Annotated in this window: 18 protein-coding genes; 11 read left to right on the top strand and 7 right to left on the bottom strand. The window is 44.8% G+C overall.

Annotated features, from left to right (window positions below):
• Positions 1-17: 17 nt before the first annotated feature.
• The 5 genes from OCU60_RS06795 to pflB all read left to right on the top strand — a co-directional run bounded on the left by OCU60_RS06795 (position 18) and on the right by pflB (position 5,284).
• Entirely contained in the window at positions 18-797 is a 780-nt protein-coding gene (locus OCU60_RS06795; RefSeq protein WP_074373849.1) for a sulfite exporter TauE/SafE family protein, read from the top strand.
• Positions 794-1,351, top strand: coding sequence for a primosomal replication protein PriC (priC, locus tag OCU60_RS06790; protein WP_074373848.1), 558 nt, complete (start codon positions 794-796; stop codon positions 1,349-1,351). Before OCU60_RS06795 ends, priC begins: the two co-directional genes overlap by 4 nt.
• Positions 1,348-1,518, top strand: coding sequence for a DUF2496 domain-containing protein (locus tag OCU60_RS06785; protein WP_074373847.1), 171 nt, complete (start codon positions 1,348-1,350; stop codon positions 1,516-1,518). The genes priC and OCU60_RS06785 overlap by 4 nt, the downstream gene beginning before the upstream one ends.
• 123 nt (positions 1,519-1,641) lie before the next feature.
• Positions 1,642-2,454, top strand: a complete 813-nt coding sequence (gene xthA, locus OCU60_RS06780) for an exodeoxyribonuclease III (protein ID WP_074373846.1) — start codon at positions 1,642-1,644, stop codon at positions 2,452-2,454.
• Between the two features lie 553 nt (positions 2,455-3,007).
• The gene (gene pflB, locus OCU60_RS06775; RefSeq protein ID WP_074373845.1) at positions 3,008-5,284 is read left to right on the top strand and encodes a formate C-acetyltransferase; all 2,277 of its coding nucleotides are present in this window, start codon (positions 3,008-3,010) and stop codon (positions 5,282-5,284) included.
• Between the two features lie 346 nt (positions 5,285-5,630).
• Here the strand turns inward: pflB and OCU60_RS06770 are convergent, their stop codons facing one another.
• The gene (locus OCU60_RS06770) at positions 5,631-7,511 is read right to left on the bottom strand and encodes a methyl-accepting chemotaxis protein (protein WP_074373844.1); all 1,881 of its coding nucleotides are present in this window, start codon (positions 7,509-7,511) and stop codon (positions 5,631-5,633) included.
• A gap of 347 nt (positions 7,512-7,858) precedes the next feature.
• Here OCU60_RS06770 and pflA point away from each other — a divergent pair, with 347 nt between their 5' ends.
• From pflA to OCU60_RS06745, 5 genes are all read left to right on the top strand, one after another.
• Entirely contained in the window at positions 7,859-8,599 is a 741-nt protein-coding gene (gene pflA / locus OCU60_RS06765; protein WP_074373843.1) for a pyruvate formate lyase 1-activating protein, read from the top strand.
• Between the two features lie 158 nt (positions 8,600-8,757).
• A complete protein-coding gene (locus OCU60_RS06760; protein WP_074373842.1) occupies positions 8,758-9,258 on the top strand; it encodes a YfbU family protein in 501 nt (166 codons plus the stop codon).
• A 311-nt stretch (positions 9,259-9,569) separates the two neighbouring features.
• On the top strand, positions 9,570-11,504 hold the full coding sequence (locus OCU60_RS06755) for a PrkA family serine protein kinase (RefSeq protein ID WP_074373841.1): 1,935 nt from the start codon (positions 9,570-9,572) through the stop codon (positions 11,502-11,504).
• A gap of 216 nt (positions 11,505-11,720) precedes the next feature.
• Positions 11,721-12,992 (top strand): YeaH/YhbH family protein, encoded by a 1,272-nt coding sequence (locus OCU60_RS06750; protein WP_074373840.1) that lies wholly within the window; start codon positions 11,721-11,723, stop codon positions 12,990-12,992.
• 13 nt (positions 12,993-13,005) lie between these two features.
• Positions 13,006-14,556 (top strand): SpoVR family protein, encoded by a 1,551-nt coding sequence (locus tag OCU60_RS06745; RefSeq protein WP_074373839.1) that lies wholly within the window; start codon positions 13,006-13,008, stop codon positions 14,554-14,556.
• A gap of 97 nt (positions 14,557-14,653) precedes the next feature.
• Here the strand turns inward: OCU60_RS06745 and kdsB are convergent, their stop codons facing one another.
• The 5 genes from kdsB to OCU60_RS06720 are packed head-to-tail and all read right to left on the bottom strand — an operon-like array spanning position 14,654 to position 20,535.
• The gene (gene kdsB, locus OCU60_RS06740; RefSeq protein WP_074373838.1) at positions 14,654-15,415 is read right to left on the bottom strand and encodes a 3-deoxy-manno-octulosonate cytidylyltransferase; all 762 of its coding nucleotides are present in this window, start codon (positions 15,413-15,415) and stop codon (positions 14,654-14,656) included.
• Positions 15,415-15,594, bottom strand: coding sequence for a Trm112 family protein (locus tag OCU60_RS06735; protein ID WP_074373837.1), 180 nt, complete (start codon positions 15,592-15,594; stop codon positions 15,415-15,417). Before OCU60_RS06735 ends, kdsB begins: the two co-directional genes overlap by 1 nt.
• Entirely contained in the window at positions 15,575-16,582 is a 1,008-nt protein-coding gene (gene lpxK, locus OCU60_RS06730) for a tetraacyldisaccharide 4'-kinase (RefSeq protein WP_074373836.1), read from the bottom strand. Before lpxK ends, OCU60_RS06735 begins: the two co-directional genes overlap by 20 nt.
• Before the next feature lie 3 nt (positions 16,583-16,585).
• On the bottom strand, positions 16,586-18,334 hold the full coding sequence (gene msbA, locus OCU60_RS06725; protein ID WP_074373835.1) for a lipid A ABC transporter ATP-binding protein/permease MsbA: 1,749 nt from the start codon (positions 18,332-18,334) through the stop codon (positions 16,586-16,588).
• A gap of 17 nt (positions 18,335-18,351) precedes the next feature.
• Positions 18,352-20,535 (bottom strand): DNA internalization-related competence protein ComEC/Rec2, encoded by a 2,184-nt coding sequence (locus OCU60_RS06720; protein WP_370738685.1) that lies wholly within the window; start codon positions 20,533-20,535, stop codon positions 18,352-18,354.
• A gap of 92 nt (positions 20,536-20,627) precedes the next feature.
• Between OCU60_RS06720 and OCU60_RS06715 the strand changes: the two genes are divergently transcribed.
• Positions 20,628-21,137 carry a DUF2062 domain-containing protein gene (locus OCU60_RS06715; RefSeq protein WP_021020117.1) on the top strand — a complete coding sequence of 170 codons (510 nt, stop codon included), beginning with the start codon at positions 20,628-20,630 and terminating at the stop codon, positions 21,135-21,137.
• Between the two features lie 321 nt (positions 21,138-21,458).
• Here OCU60_RS06715 and lolE read toward each other — a convergent pair whose 3' ends face one another.
• Positions 21,459-22,706 (bottom strand): lipoprotein-releasing ABC transporter permease subunit LolE, encoded by a 1,248-nt coding sequence (gene lolE / locus OCU60_RS06710; protein WP_074373834.1) that lies wholly within the window; start codon positions 22,704-22,706, stop codon positions 21,459-21,461.
• Positions 22,707-22,715: the final 9 nt, after the last annotated feature.

The raw sequence follows: 22,715 nt of genomic DNA, 5'->3' as shown, positions 1-22,715 counted from the left end.
GAAGGCCAATCAAATTAATGGATTTTCTGGAGCCGACGCTTTTAATTGTCTTGGCAGTTGTTGCTTTTGTCGCCGGGTTTATTGATGGCATTGCCGGTGGTGGGGGTATGTTAACCGTCCCGGCGTTATTATCTCTCGGGCTTCCGCCTCATGTGGCCTTAGGGACCAATAAGGTCGCCGCAACTTTCGCAACATCAACAGCAGCCTTTACCTATTACCGCAAAAAAATGTTTCACCCCGCAGCCTGGAAACATGTTTTCGTTTCAACATTCGTCGGTGCCATTATCGGGACACTCATCGTTGATTTCATCAGCACCGCATTACTGGATAAAGTGCTCCCCATCATTATTCTGGCGACAGCTCTGTATACGATTTTTTATCACCCGCAGCACGGTAAGTTACATACGGATCCAAATATACCGCCACAGAGTAAACTCAAGCAGATCCCACAGGGCTTAAGTCTCGGTTTCTATGATGGCATCGCAGGCCCCGGCGTCGGTGCATTCTGGGTAGTCTCTTCGATGGCACTTTACCGACTCAATATTTTATTTGCCTCCGGTCTCGCCAAAGCCATGAACTTAACCAGTAACGTGACATCGCTGGTGACATTTGCAATTTTAGGTCATATTAATTGGGTACTTGGGCTGACCATGGGGGTCTGTCTGATGATTGGTGCTTATGTCGGTGCCCATTCCGCGATTCGTTTCGGAACATCATTGATTCGGCCGGTTTTTATTCTGGTCGTCAGTATCCTCGCAATTCGGCTGGGATATCATGCATGGTTTGATACATTATGATTGATCTGTCTCGTTTACATGACTTGATTTTTTCTTTAGAACAGCAAGCCATCAAACTCGATGAACAGCGTGGAGAACAACATAATCCGCTGTTTGACCCACAGCTGTTCCGCTGCAAGTCTCTTTTGCTGGTACCTTGTATTACCGAACTTAAAAATACATATCATGAAATTGTGCAGAGTCAGGAACATCAACGTCTGACAACAACCCAAGCCACTTACCTGACAGAACGGCTCCTGAATCAGTTGAATGCAATTAAGAGAGAGCTTGCTACCGCTGAGTTGAGGAAAAAAGAGAGTCATGGTTTGCCTCGTCAAACATCAATCAGTTCTCTTTATCAAGAATTAGCGCAACATCAGGACTGGGAAAGGCGTTTGCAGGAAATGATCTTTGAGAAAGAACAGCAGCTTGAAATCAACCCCATGAGTCTGGCAGAGAAAAAGTCTTGTCAGCAGGCCATTCTGACACTGGAACAACGTCTGATCCGCTGCCAACAATCCAAAAATCGCATTGAGAATAAAATTACCGCCAGAGAGAGAAAAGGCTTCAAATGAATGACCAACACCCCCCTTTAGAACAGGCACCTGAACCCGTACAGCTTGCAGTCGATTTGATTTACCTGCTTGAATCCAATGCCATCGACCCAGTCGTTGCTCTGGAAGCGATCCAGATGGTGGCAGCCGACCTCAAAAACAAATTAAATCCTGCAACCGAAGTATAACATTGCTGAATGCTTGGTGATTTCATTCAGACTCTCCGCGCAAAGTTTGCAGATAGCGAACAGTTGCAGATAAACAACAGACTGTTAACATTGCTTGTTCAATAGAATTCAAGGATATTTATCATGAAATTGGTTAGTTTTAATATCAATGGACTCAGAGCTCGTCTTCATCAGTTGCAGGCTCTTATCGACAAGCACCAGCCTGATATTATCGGACTTCAGGAGACAAAAGTTCACGATGAAGTCTTTCCGCTGGCTGATCTGGAAAGCATGGGATATCAGGTTTTCTATTATGGTCAAAAAGCACACTATGGCGTTGCTTTACTCTGCAAGCAAACACCCGTCTCCGTACAATATGGATTCCCCGGCGATACCCCTGAGCATCAAAAACGCATGATCATGGCGACATTCCAAACGCCGAGTGGTAAACCGTTTACCGTTCTCAATGGTTATTTCCCTCAGGGGGAAAATATTACTCACGAAACGAAATTCCCCTACAAACGCCAATTCTATCAGGATCTGATGGGTTATCTGTCTGCGAATCACCAGCCGGATGATCACCTTGTGGTCATGGGAGATGTCAACATTAGTCCGATCGATTTGGATATCGGTATCGGGGAGGTGAACCGAAAACGCTGGCTAAAAACCGGCAAATGTTCGTTCCAACCCGAAGAGCGGGAATGGTTTGCAACACTGCTCAACTGGGGATTGGTTGATACCTTCCGCTATCGCCACCCTGATGCAACAGAACAATATTCATGGTTTGATTATCGCTCACGCGGATTTGATGATAATCGAGGGCTCAGAATTGATGTCATCCTCGCCACAGCAGCGCTCTCTCAACAATGTCAGGAAGCAGGGATCGATTATGAATTGAGAGGGATTGAAAAACCGTCAGACCATGCGCCAATCTGGAGCACATTTAATCTTCAGTAACCCTACCGCAGGCATCATGCTACCGACTGACCTGACCGGCCTCATTTGTGAGGCCTTTTGTTTTGGATCCATGAACCAATTCTTCATCTCATTATCACAACCTACCGATAAAATAAAATTGGTGGGATAGAATCAATGTTGCACAGGTCTAAGGAACTAAACATCGCCAAAATAGTATCGGATTATGGTCGCCCCCGTAGGACTGGGACTTTTACTAATAGCATCTATACTGAGAAGACGGATTTTGCACCGTCTATTCTGAAACATTAATCGATTGTGCAAGTCAATATGACCCCAAAATTTATTCCTATTTTTTAAGTTTTATTGATTTAGTTTAAGGTTTGTATGTTTTTTTTATCCTAAGCTACGATCCATACGATGAGGTTCGTGGTAAGAGTCGCAATATGATTGGTCAGACTGATGTATACATTCAGGTGTTCAATCATATTGTTATTCGAAGAGTGTACTGATGCCTTTTTCAACAAAAAAGACAAGCTGGCTCAACAGCTAAATCAGTACGTGTTTTTCTCTACTATATAAAGGTAGGTATATCATGGCAGAGCAATTTGCTAAAACTTGGGAAGGTTTTGTCGCAGGCGATTGGCAAAACGAAGTTAACGTTCGTGACTTTATTCAAAAGAACTACACACCTTATGAAGGTGACGAATCTTTCCTAGTTTCTGAAGGTACCGAAGCGACCAATTCTCTATGGGCCGCAGTCATGAAAGGTATCAAACAAGAAAACTCAACTCACGCTCCTGTTGATTTTGACACTTCCGTTATTTCTACCATCACTGCACACGATGCGGGATACATCAATAAAGATTTAGAAACAATCGTTGGTTTGCAAACTGATGCACCATTAAAACGTGCCATCATTCCAAACGGTGGTATCCGTATGGTTGAAGGTTCATGCCAGGCTTATGGCCGTGAACTTGACCCTCAAGTGAAAAAAATCTTTACCGAGTACCGTAAAACACACAACCAAGGTGTATTCGATATCTATACACCTGAAATTATTAAATGCCGTAAATCAGGTGTCTTAACTGGTTTGCCAGATGCTTATGGTCGTGGTCGTATTATTGGTGACTACCGTCGTATTGCACTGTACGGTATTGACTTCCTGATGAAAGATAAATTCGCTCAGTTCACTTCTCTACAAGAGAAATTTGAATCGGGTGAAGATCTGCATATGACAATGCAGTTACGTGAAGAAATTGTGGAACAACACCGAGCTCTTGGCCAAATCAAAGAAATGGCGGCTAAATATGGCTGTGATATCTCACGCCCTGCTGAAACAGCTCAAGAAGCAATTCAATGGACTTACTTCGGTTATCTGGCTGCTGTAAAATCTCAAAACGGCGCTGCGATGTCTCTGGGTCGTACATCAACGTTCCTCGATATTTTCCTAGAGCGTGATATTGCCGCTGGTAAATTGACTGAAGAAAGTGCTCAAGAAATGATTGACCACTTCGTCATGAAACTGCGTATGGTTCGTTACTTACGTACGCCTGAATATGATGAATTATTCTCTGGCGACCCAATCTGGGCAACAGAGTCTATCGGTGGTATGGGACTTGACGGACGGACTCTGGTCACTCGGACCAACTTCCGCTTCCTGAACAGCCTGTACACAATGGGCCCATCACCAGAGCCAAACATTACTGTACTTTGGTCAGAACAGCTACCAGAAGGCTTCAAACGTTTCTGTGCGAAAGTCTCTATCGACACATCATCAATCCAATATGAAAATGATGATTTGATGCGCCCTGACTTTGAGTCTGATGATTATGCAATTGCATGTTGTGTGTCACCAATGGTTGTTGGTAAACAAATGCAGTTCTTCGGTGCTCGTGCCAACCTGGCAAAAACTATGCTCTATACCATTAACGGTGGTATTGACGAAAAACTGAAAATTCAAGTTGGTCCAAAACTAGAAAGAATCACCTCTGAAGTTCTGGACTATGATGAGTTGTGGGAAAAAATGGATCACTTCATGGATTGGCTGGCAAAAAATTATGTCACCGCTCTGAATGCGATTCACTTCATGCATGACAAATACAGCTACGAAGCTTCTCTGATGGCATTGCATGACCTGAATGTCAAACGCACCATGGCTTGTGGTATTGCGGGTCTGTCTGTTGCAGCCGATTCTCTGTCAGCTATCAAATATGCGAAAGTTACACCTATCCGTGATGAAGATGGTATTGCGACCGACTTCAAGATCGAAGGTGACTATCCTAAATTTGGTAACAATGACCCACGTGTTGATGACATTGCATGTCAATTGGTTGAAGTCTTCATGAACAAAATCCGTTCACTGAAAACTTACCGTGATGCTGTTCCTACACAGTCAATTCTGACCATTACATCAAACGTTGTGTATGGTAAGAAAACCGGGAACACACCTGATGGACGTCGTGCTGGTGCACCATTTGCACCGGGTGCAAACCCAATGCATGGTCGTGATGAAAAAGGCGCGGTCGCATCACTGACTTCCGTCGGTAAACTGCCATTTGCTCACGCAAAAGACGGTATCTCTTATACCTTCTCTATCGTGCCAAATGCACTTGGTAAAGATACCGATGCGCAACGTTCTAACCTTGCCGGTCTAATGGATGGTTACTTCCACCACGATACAGGCCTTGAAGGTGGTCAACACTTGAACGTCAACGTCTTGAACCGTGAAACACTGGAAGACGCTGTGAAACACCCTGAGAAGTACCCACAGCTGACCATCCGTGTATCAGGTTATGCTGTTCGCTTTAATTCTCTGACAGCAGAACAACAAGCTGATGTGATTGCACGTACTTTCACTGAAACGCTTTAAGCATTGAGACCTGATTAAAATCGAGTCCTGATAAAAAAAGCTCCCTTCGGGGAGCTTTTTTATTGTGCAAAGAAAACCCTCAGCTAGGTTGGGGGCCCGTAAAGCTTACCGCTAAGATTACAGTTGTATGAGGACAAAATGAGAGAGCAGCTATCGCTCCCATATCTAGGAAGCTCGTTGACGGGCGGCAAGAAATAGTCGAATACAAATGTCAGATCATATACGCCTGCTAGGGCGCTGCTGGTAGGAGAGCCTTATAGGCGCATATGAGAAACCTCCGGTTTTGCCGGAGGTTTCTTTTTTATCAATCTCAGTTAATGTGAAAACTCAATAATAAACACTGAACTTATACCGCAAAACGCTGACAATCCTCAGAAAGATGAGTTGAACGCTGAGCCACAACCTTGCTGGTTTTTCTGAGCCGTTGATTATTCTCTTCTAAGTTTTTCATCGAAGATGAAATCTGTACCATGTTATCGGCCATCGAGTGACTGGTGACCGCTAATTCTTTAATTGATTCAAAAATCATGACTGTCTGATTGGCGGCTTCACTGGTTTTTTCAGTGATATGAGAAAGCGCCTGTATCGCTTCCTGTCCCTGCTCTTGCCCACGTTTCATTGAACCTTCAGACTCAGAGATATACTGAATCACTTCTGCACTTTCACGTTTCATCGTCTCAATGGTTTCGGTTATCTCAGATACAGCATCGACAGTTTTGACAGCGAGGTTGCGGACTTCATCAGCAACAACAGCAAAACCCCGTCCCTGTTCACCAGCCCGGGCAGCTTCAATCGCAGCATTTAAAGCCAGTAAATTGGTCTGTTCAGCAATCCCATTGATAATGTCCATCACGGCATCAACTTTCTCTGAAGCCGACTCAAGCTGCTGAATATGCCCGGCCGCTGAATTCAAAATATTGCCGACATCCTGAATGGACTGAATAGCCGTCTCAATAATTTCGCCCCCTGACAGTGCTGCTGTGGTTGATGCTTGGCTCACATCCGCCACAAACTCAAGTGAGTTACTAACTTCCTGAGTCGTAACACTGACTTGCTCCGTCGCAGAAGCAAGCAAATCAGTTTGACGGACGATCTGGGTCTGGGAGGACATGAGCTGGTCTAAACCATCATTGAGATCAGCCGCGTCACCAGACAGTGCTTGACTGTTTTTCTGTACCTGATTCACCAACACTCCTAGATGTTCACAACTATCATTCAAAGCGATAGCCAGTTGATTAAACTCATCCTCAGGATTGGCCGAGATCGGTAACCGCTTTGATAAATCACCTTGAGACAACGCATCCAGAAAGGTTTTTGTCTGCGTCAGCGCGCGCGTCAGAGATAATCTCAGGGTAATAAAGATGGCAATGGTAATCGCAGCAAGCGCTGCACAAGCTGCCATCACCGACCATAATGTTTGTGTCGCCTCCCGATGAGCGGTCTGCTGATAATCACGACTGACTGTTTTTAATTGCTCTGAAGCATTCTGAATTAGTTGCTGAACGGCTTGTTCTGATGCCGAGAGTTCCAGTTCATAATTTTCTACTTGCTGAGACAATTCACCAACCCGTGCAAAGGTCTGTTTAAATCGGTCAACTTCCGATTGATAGCTCGACAGCGCTGCGTAAAGTTTAGAGGTGTTGATAAAGGTCGCCATCGCACGGTTGAATAACTTGAGATTTTTATCATTGGGTGACAATAGATAATTTTGCTGAGCTTTGATCATCGCCCGAAAATCAGAACGAATCGTCACCATCCCGGTCTCTTCAATCTTTGCCTCGATCTGCGCTGCGAGCTCCGTCAATTCACCCTCTTTCCCCTCACTGAAGTTAAAACCCAATTCAGATTTAGTTTTCAGCCAAGGATGCATCGCGTTTTCAAATCGGCTCATGGCTTCAAAGAGCATCTTACCTTCACGCTCAAAACCGGCATTTTTAAGAAAAATCACGTCCTTATCGATATCGTGACTCAATTCTGTCAGTAATTCAGTCACGCGAGCAACATCTTTGATCTGGAGCGCATTCCTTTCTGCAGCCAGAGACAATAATTTTGTCTGAGAGGCATATAACTTGGTTGTCCCCTGAGAAATCCCCCCACTCAGATCATACTGAGATGTCATCATTGATAACTTCCGTGCAATAAATCCCCCCATCGCTAAAAAACCAAAACATAAAACAACAATAAAAATAGCAATCTTCCGCTTTTGCGATAATTTCAGTACATCCATGACCACAATATCCTTCACTCAAGTCAGAGTTTTAAAAAGCAAATTTTTTGGACCAATATCAATCCTTTTGTCATCAACAAATTTATTACACGCGTCACAAAATTACTACAACTTTATACAGAAAAATAGGCTAAGCGTTTGGGCTGTAGAGGCCGCCATTCGCGCAACTCTTCTGGTATGAGAATCAGAATTAAAAGGATTCAAAACAACATGATTTTTGAGTCTGACTCATTCAAAAATCAGTGCTCAAAAAACGCAGGCATTCAGCATGGTCTGGTGACTTAGATCTATATCATTGCATGGAAATGTAATAAAATGACGGGTAAATCCTCCAAAGAGAAATCATCATGTCAACTCTAGGTCGTATCCATTCTTTTGAGACATGTGGCACCGTTGATGGCCCGGGTATTCGTTTCATTGTGTTCATGCAAGGGTGTTTGATGCGCTGCATGTATTGCCATAACAGAGATACTTGGGACGTTCATGCAGGAAAACTGATTTCTGTCGAAGATATCATTCAAGAAGCCAAATCTTACCGCCATTTTATGAATGCATCGGGTGGTGGTGTAACCTGTTCTGGTGGGGAAGCAGTTCTACAACCTGAATTTGTCAGAGATTTTTTCAGGGCTGCCAAAGCAGAAGGAATGCATACCTGCCTTGATACCAATGGCTATGTCCGCAAACATACACCCGTCATTGATGAACTGCTTGACGTCACCGATTTAGTGATGCTGGATATCAAACACATGCAGGATGAGATTCACCAAAAGCTCATCGGTGTATCCAATCACCGAACGTTAGACTTCGCCCGCTACCTGCATAAAATCGGTCAGACAACATGGATTCGCTATGTGATTGTGCCCGGATATACTGACGATGAAGATGCTGCTCATCAGTTAGGTCAATTTATTCAAGACATGGATAATATTGAGAAAATAGAGCTTCTCCCCTATCACAAACTCGGGGCGCATAAATGGGAAGCCATGGGCATAGACTACCCCCTTGATGGTGTTCAGCCCCCGTCAAAAGAGACGATGGATAATATCGTTTCAATTTTGAGTCAATATCATGCCAATGTGAAATATTAACCACGAAAAACCAAACTTACCGAGATGTTCAGAAATGCAACATTTCGGTAATCAAATCATACAAATCCAATAAAATCTGTATTGAGATCATGTTTCAGGCACACAATTCACGTTACTCTACTGATAACAATTTTTTATCATTCGAGTAGGAATTTGATATGGAAATGACCAATGCTCAACGCCTTATCCTATCCAATCAATATTTATTGATGACACAGCTTGACCCAGAAAATGCTGAAAAATATAAGCGTTTCAGAACAATTATTGAACGTGGTTATGAATTGCACATCCGGGAGCTGGATAAAGAATTCGGCTGTTTGCCAGAGAATGAATGCAGTGAAATCATCAATATCATGGAAATGTACCATGCGATGCAAGAGTCCTATAAGCAGTTGACTGAAGGAGATCAAGACAAGATTGATTCAAGACGCCTGCTATTTTTAGGCTTTGATTTATCAACAGAAACGCAATTGGTTCACTATGTTCGCTTTTTAGTCAACTCCGAAGGGTTATATACCCACTTTGAACAGGGTGAGCACCAGTTTAACAGTCAGGTGCCCATGCTGGATAAATACCGTCGTATGGCAGCGAAATGGCAGTCGTGTCCCCGTCAATATCACCTCTCTGTCTCTGAATTTCAGCAGATTTTTAACGCTTAACTCATCATGCAAATCCGGGCGATAACCTAGGGATCGCCCGAAAACTCGATCAATCGAATTCATCACTCAAACGAAAACCATCTCCTTTCTATCGAGGCCATTCGATGCCCTCCACCGTGCGCAATTTTTTGTTAAATTGATAAAACATTCATTTAACAAATCATTTAAACACCCAGTATGACGCAGGCCAATTTTTTTGATTAAACGCATATTTTTTAAGCAGAATTGCTAATTAGCGACTAGTCTTAAGGAGTGTGCGATTTGTGTTGAAGCGTTGACATGTCGTCAAGACATTTTAGAGGGAATGAGCTATGAGTATATTCGACCATTTTCAAGCGCGTTATGAAGCAGCGAAGGAAGAAGAGATATCACTACAAGACTTCTTACAATTATGTAAAGAAGATAAAAGTGCCTATGCCAACGCTGCCGAGCGTCTACTATTAGCCATTGGTGAGCCTAAAGTTATCGATACATCAAAAGATCCCCGTTTGAGCCGTATTTTCTCGAATCGGGTGATTTCTCGTTATGATACCTTTAAAGACTTTTACGGGATGGAAGAATCTATTGAGCAGATCGTTTCTTATCTGAAACATGCTGCTCAAGGGCTTGAAGAACGGAAACAAATTCTCTATTTACTCGGCCCTGTCGGGGGGGGTAAATCATCACTTGCAGAAAAACTAAAATCATTAATGCAACAGATGCCCATCTATGTACTCAGTGCAAACGGGCAACGTAGTCCGGTGAATGATCATCCATTCAGCCTGTTCGATATCAGTGAAGACGGTGAACTACTCAAAACCGAATACGGTATTGATCAACGCTATCTCCGGAGCATTATGTCCCCATGGGCAGCCAAACGACTGCATGAATTTGGAGGAGATATCACTAAATTCAAAGTCGTCAAATTACGCCCATCAATACTGGATCAAGTTGCTATTGCAAAAACCGAACCGGGAGATGAAAACAACCAAGACATTTCTTCATTAGTTGGTAAGGTTGATATTCGTAAACTGGAACATTTCTCTCAAGATGATCCGGATGCGTATAGCTATTCTGGCGCACTTTGCCGCTCCAATCAGGGCTTGATGGAATTTGTCGAGATGTTTAAAGCACCAATTAAAGTGCTGCATCCCCTGCTGACAGCGACTCAGGAAGGCAACTATAACGGCACGGAAGGTTTATCCGCCTTGCCATTTGAAGGCATGATCCTCGCTCACTCGAATGAGTCAGAATGGCAAGCATTCCGGAACAATAAAAACAACGAAGCATTCCTTGACCGGGTTTATATCGTCAAAGTGCCTTACTGCTTACGCGTATCGGAAGAAGTCAAAATCTATCAAAAACTATTGGATCACAGCGAACTTTCTCTTGCGCCATGCTCACCGAGCACCTTAGAAACACTGGCACAATTTAGTGTTTTATCTCGCCTCAAAGTACCGGAAAACTCGTCCATTTTCTCCAAAATGCGGGTATACGATGGCGAGACACTCAAAGATACCGACCCCAAAGCGAAGAGCTATCAGGAGTATCGAGACTATGCCGGGGTTGATGAAGGGATGAACGGATTATCCACTCGTTTTGCCTTCAAGATACTTTCCCGGGTGTTCAACTTTGATCAGACAGAAGTTGCGGCCAACCCAGTGCATCTGTTTTATGTCATCGAACAGCAGATAGAGCGGGAGCAGTTCCCTCAAGATACTGCCGAACGGTATCTCGAGTATCTCAAAGGTTATCTGGTACCAAGATACGTTGAGTTCATCGGCAAAGAGATCCAGACCGCTTATCTGGAGTCTTATTCTGAATATGGCCAAAACATTTTTGACCGTTATGTCACTTATGCTGACTTTTGGATTCAGGATCAGGAATATCGCGATCCGGAAACCGGTCAACTGTTTGATCGCTCCGCTCTCAATAGTGAGCTGGAAAAAATAGAAAAAACTGCCGGTATCAGTAATCCAAAAGATTTCCGGAATGAAATCGTTAACTTTGTTTTACGTGCCAGAGCGAATAACAGTGGTAAAAATCCTGTATGGACCAGTTATGAAAAACTACGCACTGTCATTGAGAAAAAAATGTTCTCCAATACAGAGGAGCTCTTACCGGTTATTTCTTTCAATACGAAAACATCCTCTGAAGAACAGAGAAAACATGATGATTTCGTCGCGCGGATGATGGAAAAAGGCTATACCGAGAAACAAGTCAGATTGTTATCCGAATGGTATTTACGTGTTCGTAAATCGTCATAGTCATCTTACACCATACGCTCGGTGATCGGAGGCTGACGTCAAAAAACATCACTTTCAAATGTTATGATACGTCAACTTGAAAGAGGTGCAATTCGACGATAGCGCGTTGAGAAATACGGTTATCAACCGCTGCTGCCTCCGTGCTGAGAGAGCCACACGACAACTCATAGACCCGACTGGGTTGTTGTTCGGTGATGTTAAGTAAAGGGGATATTCATGGCGCAATTTATTGACAGAAGATTAAATGGTAAAAATAAGAGTGCGGTGAATCGCCAACGTTTTCTCCGCCGCCACAAACAACAAATCAAAGAGTCGATTGCGGATGCGGTAAATCGTCGCTCAATTACCAATACCGAATCAGGGGAAGACATCGCAATCCCCAGTAAAGACATTAAAGAGCCAAGTTTTCACGAAGGGAAAGGTGGCCTGAAAGAACGAGTGCATCCCGGAAATGATCAATTTATCACAGGTGATAAAATAGACCGTCCACAACAAGGGGGCGGCAGCGGATCCGGTCAGGGAGATGCCAGTGCCGATGGTGAAGGCAGCGATGACTTTGTTTTCCAGATATCCAAAGATGAATATCTGGATATCTTATTTGACGACTTGGCTTTGCCGAATCTGAAGAAACAGCAAGTCAATCGCATCGTCGAATGGAAAACGCATCGTTCCGGCTATCAAACGGCAGGTGTCCCGGCCAATATTTCGATTGTGCGTTCACTGCAACAATCACTGGCAAGAAGAACTGCCATGACTTCCGGAAAACGTCGTCTGCTTCACGAGCTCGAAGAAACACTGGCAGAAATTCAGGATCTGGAGCCGGCACAACCACTGGAAGAGAAGCGCCTCCAACAGGAAATCCTGGATATCCGTAAAAAGATCGATCAAGTCCCATTTATTGATACGTTCGATTTACGTTATAAAAACTATGAGAAACGTCCTATCCCTTCCAGTCAAGCCGTCATGTTTTGTCTGATGGATGTTTCAGGCTCAATGGATCAGGCGACTAAAGATATTGCGAAACGTTTTTATGTCCTGCTCTATCTATTTTTAACCCGGACGTACAAAAATGTTGAAGTGGTATTCATCCGTCATCATACGCAAGCAAAAGAAGTGGATGAACATGAGTTTTTCTACTCACAAGAAACCGGAGGAACCATTGTATCCAGTGCCCTCAAATTGATGCATGAAATCGTGGAAGAACGTTATCCGGTTAATCAGTGGAATATCTACGCAGCGCAAGCATCTGACGGTGATAACTGGGCCGATGACTCCCCTCGCTGTCGTTCAGTACTCACTGAAAACCTACTACCCTGCTGTCAATATTACGCATATATTGAAATCACACACCGCTCTCATCAGACACTCTGGCATGAATATGAAAAGTTACAGGCAAGTTTTGATAACTTTGCCATGAAAAATATTCAGTCCGTGGATGATATTTTCCCCGTATTCAGGGAATTGTTTCAGAAAGAAACAACAGCTTAGGAGGGACTTTTGAATGGTAACCAAAACAAAGTCGACACCTGACAAGCACCAAAGTAAACGGCTCCCGGACGGACCGGACTGGACCTTTGATTTACTCGAACGCTATCACATCGAAATCAAGCGGGTTGCAGAGCATTATCGTCTTGATACCTATCCCAATCAGATAGAGGTCATCACGTCTGAACAAATGATGGATGCTTACTCAAGTATTGGTATGCCGATCAATTACAGCCACTGGTCTTTCGGGAAGAAATTCATTCAGACAGAACAAGGTTATAAACATGGCCAAATGGGATTAGCCTATGAGATTGTCATCAATTCTGACCCTTGCATTGCTTATCTGATGGAAGAAAACACCGTCACGATGCAAGCACTGGTGATGGCTCATGCCTGCTATGGGCATAATTCATTCTTTAAAGGGAACTATCTATTTCAAGCTTGGACAGATGCCAGTTCGATCATCGACTACTTACTATTCGCCAAAAACTACATCCGCGAGTGTGAAGAAAAGTATGGCGTCACCGAAGTCGAGGATACTTTAGATTCGTGTCATGCCCTGATGAATTTCGGTGTGGATCGGTACAAAAGACCGGAAAAAATATCGATTACTGAGGAAAAAATTCGTCAGGAACAACGTGAGATGTATTTACAGTCTCAGGTGAATGAACTCTGGAAAACACTCCCGAAAACCGAACCAAAATCTGAGAATGAGCGAATTCGCTTTCCAAGTGAGCCACAGGAAAACATACTCTATTTCATTGAAAAACATGCACCTTTACTCGAATCGTGGCAACGCGAGATAGTCCGAATTGTCAGAAAAATCAGCCAATATTTTTATCCTCAGAAACAGACTCAGGTCATGAATGAAGGATGGGCCACGTTCTGGCACTATACGATTTTAAACCACCTCTATGATGAAGGTTTGGTCTCCGAAAAATTCATTCTCGAATTTCTTCACAGTCACACCAGTGTGGTTGCTCAGCCATCGTACAATAGCCCCAACTATAGTGGAATCAACCCATACGCACTAGGGTTTGCTATGTTCAAAGATATTCAGCGTATCTGTCAAGAGCCAACGGAGGAAGATAAAGAATGGTTCCCGAATTTGGCCGGAACCGATTGGCTGGATGCAGTTCATTTTGCCATGAAAAATTTCAAAGATGAGAGTTTTATCAGTCAGTACCTCTCACCTAAACTCATTCGAGATTTCAAACTATTTGCCATTACAGATGATGACCGCAAGAATTTTATTGAAGTCAATTCAATTCATAATGAACAGGGCTATCAGAAAGTCAGAGAAAAGCTCGCAGCACAGTACAACCTGAGCAATATTGAACCCAACATTCAGGTTTACAATGTTGACATCCGGGGAGATCGTTCCCTCTCGCTCCAGTACGTTCCTCATGACCGTATTCCACTCGATCCGAGCTATGAAGAAGTTTTAAAACATTTACATCGTTTATGGGGATTTGAGGTCATTCTGGAAGAAGTCAAAGATACCGGCAGACGAGAACGGTTGGCCGTTTGTCCCAGCAAGGAGACGACGCCGCTCTCAACACCGTAACAAAGTTGAATCCACAAAGCGTAACCGCGAGCACAACATGCGGTCACCGTACAAAACGGATGGGATTTCCCCATCCGTTTCTTTTCTGTTCGTGAGGTTAGTGATTTTGGGCGATGATGGTGCGAAGGTGTGCCAAATCAGCCTCGGTATCCACCCCAATCGGTGGTGTTTCTAAAGCAACATCAACGTGAATCTTTTCACCGTACCAAAGGACGCGTAGTTGTTCCAAACTTTCAATTTTCTCCAGCTGGCTGGGCTCCCACTGGATGTAAGTCTGAATAAATCCGGCACGATAAGCATAGAGACCGATATGCCGTAATAATGGTGTATGAATTTCAGGCTGCTGTTGACCATATCGGTCGCGATCCCAGGGAATGGTTGCACGGCTAAAATAGAGTGCATACCCTTGGTGATCCGTGACAACTTTGACGACATTAGGATTGAACACGTCTTCTCGGTCAGTTATTTCAACCGCGAGTGTTGCCATCGGAACGTTGTGACTTGCCAGATTCTCGGCCACCTGCGTAATAATTGCAGGCGGAATCAACGGCTCATCCCCTTGAACATTGACCACAATATGATCATCCGGAATCGACAATTTTCGGACAACTTCCGCCAGCCGCTCCGTACCGGATTCATGTTCAGCCCCCGTCATACAGACTTGTCCACCGAAGGATTTCACCGCTTGTTCGATTCTTTCATCATCCGTTGCGACCACAACACGTTCAGCGCCAGACTGAATCGCCTGTTCATAAACACGCTGAATCATGCTCTTCCCGCCAATATCAGCCAGTGGCTTTCCCGGTAACCGGGAAGACTGGTAACGTGCAGGAATCACGACAGTATAGGCAGTCGTCATCAGCGCCCCTCTTCCATTGACATAGTTCGAGCTTCTGGCTCCAGCAACACAGGGATACCCTCTTTAATGGGATATGCAAGCCGATCAAATTTACAAATCAACTCTTGTTGCTCTTTATCATAGGTCAATTTTCCTTTACATACCGGACAGGCAACAATTTCAAACAGACGGTGATCCATAATGTTTAATAACCTCTTCAATTGATCGTAATATGTTTTGCGCATCCACTGGTTGGAACGTCGCAGATACGGGTAAATACCACCAGTTATCTTGCGCAAAAGGAAGACATTTCACAGCATCTTTTTCCGTCATGATGACATGTTCGGCTTCTTCTGCAATCCCTTCAATATCATGGGCCTGATATTGATAATGATCGGCAAATTCTCGGGTCGTAACCAGAGACGCGCCTAAATGCAGTAATGTCTGAAAAAAACGGGACGGATGACCAATCCCTGCAATGGCGGTTAATTTTCCTAATTGGGCAACATCACAACGGGTACCGGAACAAAGATGAACAGCTTGCTGAGGTGTCAGCGTCATTGGAATCTCATTCGATTCCGGTGTGCCGCCATTGTTAATAACGAAATCAACCGATGTCAGTCGGTGTAGCGACTCGCGCAACGGGCCGTAAGGAATAAACCGCTGGTTACCAAATCGTCGTTGACCATCAACAACCACAATTTCAATATCCCGCGCCAGCGCATAATGCTGTAAGCCATCATCGGCAACCACCACATTTACACCTTGCGTCAACAATGCTTTCACGGCATCTGCGCGGTGTGGCGCCACGGCAACAGGTGCACCTGTTCGCTGATATATCAGTTTCGGTTCATCACCACAGTGGTGAACGGGCGTCTCTTGGGTAAGCAGTAATGGATATTGTGGCGCTTTGCCGCCATAGCCCCGGGAAATGACACCCGGGGTCATTCCCATCTGTTGTAATGCTTCCACCAGCCAAACAACCACTGGCGTTTTACCATTTCCTCCAGCGGTAATATTACCGACAACAATGACCGGAACAGGAGCACGATAGATTGGCTTGCGTCCTTGTTGATAGGCTTTTCTGCGCGCTTCACTGATCCTGCGATACAGCAAACTCAGCGGCCATAAAATCGGTGCGAATAACCGACCGACAATATGATGTTTAAACCAGATGTCCTCAATCACGATTTAGCTACCAAACTGTGTACGATGAAGTTGAGCATAGGCGCCATGTTTTTCAAGTAGCGCCATATGGTGACCTCTTTCGATAATTTCACCTTCATCGATCACCAAAATTTCATCGGCTTCTTCAATCGTCGATAACCGGTGTGCAATCACCAGAACCGTCTTATTCTTCTGCAATTCCGCTAACGCTTCCTGAATCGCCCGCTCTGATTCAGTATCCAGTGCAGATGTCGCTTCATCCAGAATCAGAACCGGTGCATCTCTGAGCAACGCCCGGGCGATTGCGATCCGCTGCCGTTGTCCGCCAGACAGGCTGGCACCATTCTCCCCGATCAAAGTGTCGAGACCTGCGGGCATATTTTGAATGAATTCCATCGCATGCGCCTGCCGGGCTGCGTGTTCAATCTGTTCCCGGGTATAAATACCTTCAGCAGCATAGGCGATATTATTGGCGATCGTATCGTTAAACAGGTGCACATTTTGCGAAACCAACGCAAAATGTTTTCTGAGATTGGTCAATTTATAATCCCGGATATCTTGCCCGTCTAACTGAATCACGCCATCACCAACATCATAAAAACGGGTAAATAAACTGGCAATGGTACTTTTCCCCGACCCAGAGCGACCAACCAAAGCAACGGTATTGCCCGGTTTGATGGCAAAAGAAATATGTGAAAGCGTCGGCTTTTCTTTACCCTGATAGGTAAACGTCACGTCATTGACTTGAACCAATCCAGTTACAGCATCAGCTTCGTAACGACCGGTATCTTTTTCTGTTTCCAGATCGATCAATGAGAATAATGTCTGACTGGCAGCCATCCCACGTTGAAAATCTGACGTGACATTCGTCAACGCTTTTAATGGACGCATCAAACCAAACATTGCAGAAAAAATCACAGTAAATGTGCCGGGAGTCAGTTCGGAACGAATCGAGTCGACACTGGCTAAAAACAACACCGTCACCAATGCCACAGAAGCAATCATCTGTATTACAGGATTCGCGATTGCCTGAGCTGCGACCAGTTTCATCGTCTGTTGACGCATCCGGTTGCTCACATCATCGAAACGCTTGCATTCAACATCATGACCGCCATAGCTGAGCACCACTTTATGACCTTTGAGCATCTGCTCGGCAGACGAGGCTACCTGCCCCATCGCATCCTGCATATTTCTTGATATTGTCCGAAACCGTTTCGACACGATCCGGATAGCGACAGCGACAACGGGCGCGACCACGATCAAAACCAGAGATAACTCCCAGCTATTCCAGAACATCAATGCCAGCAGACCCACGATACTGGCCCCCTCGCGGACAATACTGACCAATGCCCGACTCGTCGCACCGGCAACCTGTTCCGTGTCATAGGTAATTCTTGACAATAATCCACCGGTTGATTCCTGATCAAAGAAACTCACCGGCATATGCATGAAATGGTTAAATATTTTACGTCGCATCATCATCACGACATTCCCGGAGACCCAACTCAGGCAATAAGATGATACAAAGCCACTGAATCCACGAATCAACATCATCACTAAAATAATGAAGGGCAGTATTTTCAGAAAATGAGATTCTGTGGAACCAAAACCTTCATCCAACAGTGGTTTGAGCAGGGAAACCATATAGGTATCCGACGCAGCATTAATAATCAGAGCAATAACGGCAACAAACAAACCTGACTTGTATAAGCGGATATAAACCCAAAGACGCTTAAACGTTTGCCAAGTCGTTTCATCATTTATATTTGACATAGATACTATGGTACTTTTCATCGAGAATAACCGCGCCATTCTACCTGTTTACGCAGCGTCTGCCTATACCATGGCGAGAAGGCGTTACTGCGCATTGTATTGACCTCGCGTTTTTTACCGGAAATGATGATCCGAACCTGACCGGACGTGGCCGTATCCAACCATTGCGTCCCATTTTGCTGATAGCGTTTGACAACACCCGTATTGGGCAAATGCCAGTGATTCACCCCAGCCAAAGAAGCAATGGCTAACTCGGCACCGACCCGTTTCACCCATAGAGAGGAAGAGGATGTATAGCTGCCATGATGAGGCACAATCACCACATCACTGCCAAGTGGCAGGTCCTGCTGTAACATCTGCCATTCACTGCCCTTTTCAATATCACCGGTCAACAACACAGAATGTCCTGCATCATCAGAAATCCGAATCGTACATGAAGCATCGTTATCCGCTTTTACAACGCGTTTCGGCGGCCATAAAACATCAAACGTCAATGCTTGCCACTGCCATGAATGCCCTTGAGCACAAGGCTGATATCCCGGCAGAAACTCACTGGCTCGTTTCCATTGAGGATGCCAGATTTTTTCAAGTTCAAAACGACCACCTGCATGATCATTATCCAAATGACTGAGAATCAAACCATCCAGATAACGAACCCCGCGCTGCCTTAAAACAGGCGTCACCACCGACTCAACGATACTCCCACCCGGCCAGCTTTTCCCCGTATCATAGAGAATATAATGTCCATTTCTCCCGATTAAGATGGATAGACCATGGCCGACATCCAGCATGTCAATCTGCCAATCGGTGGTTGTATCACGCCCAACGGAGAATCCACACATCATGACCAGAAAAAAGCCGAGACTACGGGATGATAAGATAGGCCAAAACAACACCACCGCTGTGGCAATAGTCAAGCGATAGATAAGATGAGAAGGTGTAAACAACCAGGCCGGCCCAGCGAAACTTGCTGCCCACATAACCGGTTCAAGTAAACCATGAATCGCCTGCCATATCAGTATGGCCGAGCCACCAAAACTCGTGACCCACAAACCGATAAAAAGTAAAGGCACCACCAGTACACTGAACCAAGGAATAAAGACCAAGTTATACAAGGGAGCAATCAGGCTCACCCCACCCAAAAAGTATGCACTGACAGGCAACATACCGATCATTAATACAAGATGCCCTTTCATCTGTCGTATCAGTTTTCCAATCCGATCACGATGTAGGACGTCCCTTTCCTGATTCACCAGATACAGGACAAAGAAAACCGCCGCAAACGACATCCAGAAACTGGCGGAAACCCCGGCAAACGGATGAATGGTCAACATGCCGCTTAACGTGAGTAAGAATCGCTCTCTGAGACTGATTCGAATATGACTCAGTCTGAATACAATATGGATAAGTAACATCAGCATCGCCCGTTGGGTTGGCAGTGAAAAACCAGCTAACCATGCATAAGCCAAAGCGGAACAACCACCGAAGATAACCGGAGTCCATAACCAGCGTCGGCCTAAACGAGAAACGGGGATCCCAAGAAAAAAACCAAATGAATAAGCAATACCGATGTGCAAACCAGAGATAGCAATCAGATGTGCTAAACCACTCTCTTTCAGGACCCGCCACTGTTGTTCGCTTAAATCATTACGATTTGCAAAAGAAAGCGCCAGAATAATCCCTTTCAACGAGTCGTCTCGGAGCTGCTGAGCCACTTGCTGAAATAGCCGATAACGCCAAGCGTCTCCCGACTTTTTCACCTCAATATCAGAACGGGCGAATACTTTGGCAACCATGCCTTGACTGAAAAAATAGCGCTCACTGTCAAATCCTGCTTCATTGAGTAAACCTGTAATCGGTTTGACCGTTACCGACATTTTCAATACATCACCAGGGTCGTATTGACCAGCGGTATATAGCTTGACTTTTGGTTGCATCCACCACCTAATAGGTGTGTTATTTATCGATAACACTTGCGCTCGCGCACTATAGCCAAAACTATTTGCTGTAAAAAAGCTGTCAACTTTAACGTTTATGGTAATATCGTGCTTAGATTGGAATAGAATGTCAGATTGTCGTTTAAATATATTTCCGTGAAGCAATACCAATATCAACGCAGTGCATATACCGATTGTGCACCACAATTGATGAATCCGGAGAGCAAAAAACAGCAGCAAGACACCCCACCAGCAATAAATCATACCCGGCATCTTCGGCCAATAAGGTGATGATAATAATGTTAAACAATAAGAACTGAGCAACCAGTTGTTTTTTATAAGAGCCATCGTTTTATATGCCTAAAAAATTAATTAAGCGATTCTTACCAGACAGGGAACTAATCAAACGGCAAAAAGCCCTGAGAATCTTTGGTAACGTGTTGTATAACCCCAATTTATGGTGTCTGAACCGTCGTTCAGCTGCTGGTGCTTTTGCCGTTGGTTTATTTATGGCATTTGTCCCGCTTCCCAGTCAGATGATTATGTCTGCTGGACTGGCTATCGCATGTGGTGTCAATCTTCCACTTTCTGTCGCCTTGGTTTGGGTGAGTAACCCAATCACCATGCCGGTCCTGTTCTATTTTGCTTATAAGCTGGGTGCTTGGGTTCTCCATGAACCACCACAACATTTTCATTTTGAGTTGTCTTGGAGCTATATCACGCAGCAGATGTCAACCATTGCCCCCTCATTGGTTGTCGGGTGTTTAATTTGTGGTGTGGTCTGTGCCCTGCTCGGCTACTTTGGGATTCATGGTTTGTGGCGTTACTCCGTGGTCAGAAGCTGGCAAAAGCGACAGTTAAAGTAACCGGATAAAAAGAGAGCGTCTTGAAAAGTGTCCGTCATTACGAGACACCCGTGATAAAGGAGTGAAATCGTTGATATCAGTGAATGACTATCCTCGGTTCACTTCACACTTTATTTCGTGTCACACTTTATTTCATGCCACACTTTATTTCATGCCACACTTTATACAGCTCAGACACTGTTACCCATTTCAGGGATTGCAACGCGGTAAGCGTCGGCAAGAATCACAAAAGCGACTTCAGGGCGTGATGAATGCTGAAGTCGCTTGTTGTCTATCTATCGAAAATTGTCTATCTATCGAAAGGTGTCTATCGAAAGGAATCTATCGGGAAGAAAGAACGGTTGCGGGGTTGAGGCGGCTTGCCTTCAATGCGGGATAGAATGTCGCTGCCAGACTCAATAAAATTGCTGTCCCAGACACCAAAACCACATCTCGGGCTTCCACTTGAGATGGCAGAAAATCAACAAAATAAATATCTCCGGATAAAAAGTGATGTCCGATGAGCGACTCGAGTTGTTGAATCAGTCCTGTCAGGTTCATTGCAACCAACACCCCAATGACGCTGCCGCACAAACTGCCCAATACGCCGGAAAAAATCCCCTGCCACATGAATACCTGCCGAATCAAGCGATCCGAAGCACCCATCGTTCTCAAAATCGCAATTTCTGCAGCGCGATCTTTCACCGCCATCATCAAGGTTGAAACAATATTAAAACTGGCCACTCCAATCACGAGAACCATCACCAGATACAAAATAGTACGCACCAACTGAATGTCCCGGTAAAGATAGCCGTATTGCCGCTGCCAGCTTCGCAGATAGACATATTGATTGAGCTGATTACCGACCTGACGAACAATTTGCTCTGCGCGGAAAACATCATGCACTTTAACTGACACACCGGTCACGGCGGAGCCAATGCCGGTATATTGCTGTGCATCTTTCAGAGGAATCAATGCCAGATTGTGATCAATCTGCCCATGCAGTGCCAATACGCCAACCAGTGTCACCCGTATTCGTTGAGGGGCTTTCAATGATTTGGCTCCCCCTGCCATATTCGGCACCATCAATGTCAACGCATCACCGAGATGAACCCCCAAACGTTGTGCAACCCCCTGCCCGAGGATGACCTGATGCTTGCCGGGAGAAGTCTTGGTAAATGTCTGTCCCGTGATATAGCGGGACAGCTCAGACACGTGACGCTCCATGTTTGGATCAATGCCACGGACCTCAATCGCTTTCAGTTGCTGACCTCTCTCTGCCAACGCGGTAAACCGAACATAAGGTGCAGCCGCCACAATCTGAGGGAAAGAGGTGATTTTCTTCATCATGGCCGGCCATGTCTGGATCGGCCCGTCAACCCCCTCAAATTCACCATGAGGGATCACGGATAGCACTCGGTTATCGAGTTCTCTTTCAAACCCGTTCATCGCTGATAAACCAATCACAATCACGGCGACCCCGAAAGCAATCCCGAGTGTGGAAGACATTGAAATAAAGGAAACCAATTTGTTTCTTTTTTTGGAACGGCTGAAACGACGACCAATCATCAGAGATAATGATGAAATCACTTTTTGTTC

It is taken from the genome of Vibrio spartinae (assembly GCF_024347135.1).
In the GTDB taxonomy this organism is placed as follows: Bacteria; Pseudomonadota; Gammaproteobacteria; order Enterobacterales; family Vibrionaceae; genus Vibrio; species Vibrio spartinae.
Note: the sequence above shows the minus strand (reverse complement) of the source record. Positions and strands in the feature narration are given on the sequence as shown.